The 2,824-nt window shown below is 29.7% G+C and carries 4 protein-coding genes; 3 read left to right on the top strand and 1 reads right to left on the bottom strand.

Annotated elements, in window-relative coordinates; translation table 11 throughout:
* The 3 genes from ABWO04_RS10935 to ABWO04_RS10945 form a co-directional block, all read left to right on the top strand.
* On the top strand, positions 1 to 491 hold a 491-nt coding region (locus ABWO04_RS10935; RefSeq protein WP_353079729.1), incomplete at its 5' end, for an FKBP-type peptidyl-prolyl cis-trans isomerase.
* A 125-nt stretch (positions 492 to 616) separates the two neighbouring features.
* Positions 617 to 934 (top strand): cytochrome c, encoded by a 318-nt coding sequence (locus ABWO04_RS10940; RefSeq protein WP_353079730.1) that lies wholly within the window; start codon positions 617 to 619, stop codon positions 932 to 934.
* A gap of 47 nt (positions 935 to 981) precedes the next feature.
* Entirely contained in the window at positions 982 to 1,479 is a 498-nt protein-coding gene (locus ABWO04_RS10945) for a hypothetical protein (RefSeq protein ID WP_353079731.1), read from the top strand.
* On the opposite strand, the gene ABWO04_RS10950 is transcribed toward ABWO04_RS10945, so the two are convergent.
* The gene (locus ABWO04_RS10950) at positions 1,480 to 2,547 is read right to left on the bottom strand and encodes a GyrI-like domain-containing protein (protein ID WP_353079732.1); all 1,068 of its coding nucleotides are present in this window, start codon (positions 2,545 to 2,547) and stop codon (positions 1,480 to 1,482) included.
* Positions 2,548 to 2,824 lie beyond the last annotated feature (277 nt).

Below are 2,824 nucleotides of genomic sequence, written 5' to 3' on the forward strand. Positions count from 1 at the left end.
CTTTAGATTCAATTGAAATTATTAGAGTGGGAGCCGAAGCAGAAAAATGGAATGCTATTGAAGCGTTTAGAACCTTCGAAGGTTCTCGTGAAAAAAGAATTTTAGAACAAAAACAAGCTGCTGAAGCCGCAATGGAAAAATTAGCCGCTGGTTTTTCAAAAACAGAAAGTGGTTTACGTTACCAAATTATTCAAAAGGGTAGTGGGAAACAAGCTGAAAAAGGTAAAAAAGTTTCTGTGCACTATCAAGGTGCTTTAGAAAATGGACAAGTTTTTGACTCATCATACAAAAGAAAACAACCAATTGATTTTCAATTGGGAGTAGGGCAAGTTATTGAAGGATGGGATGAGGGAATTGCCTTATTACAAGTAGGTGATAAAGCTCGTTTTGTAATTCCATCGTATTTAGGATACGGAAGTTCTGGTGCTGGAGGGGTAATTCCACCAGATGCTACTTTAGTATTTGACGTTGAATTAATGGATGTGAAATAAGAGTAGGCAGTATTCAGTTTTTAGTAATCATTAAGAATTGAGTAAAAAAATAACTTATAAAATCCGTTTCGATACCAAATCGTTACGGATTTTTTATATATTTGAAAATCTAAAAATTAAAATAAATGAAATCAAGCGTATTAATTGGATTAGTGATTGTATCAGTTGTATTTGCCTGTGCTCCAAAAAAAGTTGTTGTAACAGAGGAAATTCCGGTTGTTAAAGAAATCGCAGCTGAAAAGTTAGAAATAACAGCTGAAGTTATCGCTGAAGGTAAAAATTTATATACCACAAGTTGCGCGGATTGTCATAGTTTATATGCAAAAGAAAGTTTTACTGCAGAACAGTGGAAACCGATAGTTATTCGTATGCAAAAAAACACAAAACTTACCGATTTACAACGTGAAAAAATTTATGCCTATTTAACAACGCCACAATTTTAATATATAAGTAATACCCGTTTTGGTTCGTTTTTTGCGAGTGTTCAATTATGAAGAAATTTATTTTACTTATTTTTATTTCAACTTTTGGCTTTTCGCAAGATGGTTTACCGCATTGTGGGTATGATTTTACGACCTATTTGGTAGCCAACCCAATTGATAGTGCTACCAAAAAAATCATTAACGATTTGCAGATTACTTTGGTAGATGCGCAAGGAAACGATGTTGTAAATACCAATAACGAGTTTAGTTTAATTCATAAAGATAAAACCTTAACTTTTGCTAAAAATTACAGAGTTACGCTTGCAAACGCTGAAGAAAGATGGTTTTATAACATTTGCGAAGACCAATATTTGCTGCAATTAAAAGCAAATTTTATTCCTGAAGAAAAAGGCTATTCAGTAAAAATAGAAGATCCACTTAAACGTTACCCAACAACACTTGTTCCTGTTTTTAATAGTAACTTATACGTTTTATGTACGACAAAAGTAAAAAGCTTTGGTCCGAAAATGACAAATAATATGATTACTACAGAAATAAGTAAGTAATTATTCTACTTTATCAGCAGTTACCGTTTCAGTACTGTCCTTAACGATTACTTTTTTAGGAGCTGTTTCTTTTTTAATAATAGGTATAAAAATTTCTGTCACCCATTTTGAAGGTTCATTTACTTCAGGAATTGATTTTTTATAAATGCCTATATAAATTCCTTTTTTGTCTTCATTATACTTGTTTTTTAACATATACGCTCTTGTTTTTGCCCACGCTTTTTTCATGTGCGAATAATCGCCTTTTAATGTAGTTTTTATTGCTAAAAAAGATTCGTATTTTCTACCTTGTATTTGACTGTCTGGAGTGGTTAGTACTTCTTCTTTTACAGGCACGCACATGGCATATACTATTTTATTAGGATCCGAATTATTATGAAACAGTACAAAAGGCTTATCTAAAGTTTCAATGTCATTAGACTTGATGAAATTTTTCATAGTTTTTAACAATGCCTTTGATTTTTTAGGAAAATCTTTAACCAAACAAGAATCTTTTTGTTCAATATAATTTATTTTTGGTCGGTTTGCCAAACCTTCTACTTTAATATCATATTCGCCTAATTCACTTACAAAATAGTTGTTTATTTTATTTAAACTTTCTTGAATTTGAGTTCCAACATAATTTGTAATTCCTCCATTTAATACAGAATATATTTTTTCAGTAAATGACAAATCTCCTTTAATGGTTACGGATGCTATCGTTCCTGTATTTGTTTTTTTAAATTTCCAATGCAACGTTTGCTTGTTATTGTCTTGAATATAGAGTTGAGAAATAGAATCTTTTTGTGCGAAAGTGGTAATCATAGCACTTCCATTATCCCATTTTACATATGATTTTTCACCAACAGTATTTTCAGAAGTAGTGTATTTAATATTTTCATCGGTATTAAATTGTTGCCAGTCATTCCAATTTAAAAAATCGTTTACATATTCAAAAACGAAAGGAGTAGGTGTGCTGATTTCTTTTTGTTTTGTAATTTGATAGGTTGCGGGTTGCGTTGCCACAAACACAATAAATGCTAAAAGAAATAGCAGAAATAATAGCGATAAATATTTTAATATTTTCATTTATTATGGGGATTTAAATCAAATATAAACAATTATTCTTTTATGAACCCTTTAATTAAAAATAAGAATAAAATAAAAAGTAAAAAACCTAATCCAATCCATTTCACTCCTTTATATTGCTGTTTATGTATTTTTTTATCCTTTAAATACATAAAAACAATAATTGTAATAAAAGAAATCGCAAATAAAATTGCAAATACGGTTTGTCCTTTTGAAAACATGTTGATAATTTTTTTTTCAAATTTAAGGATTACAAGTTTTAAAATATAATTTTATA

It is taken from the genome of Flavobacterium sp. (assembly GCF_040382755.1).
Taxonomy (GTDB): domain Bacteria; phylum Bacteroidota; class Bacteroidia; order Flavobacteriales; family Flavobacteriaceae; genus Flavobacterium.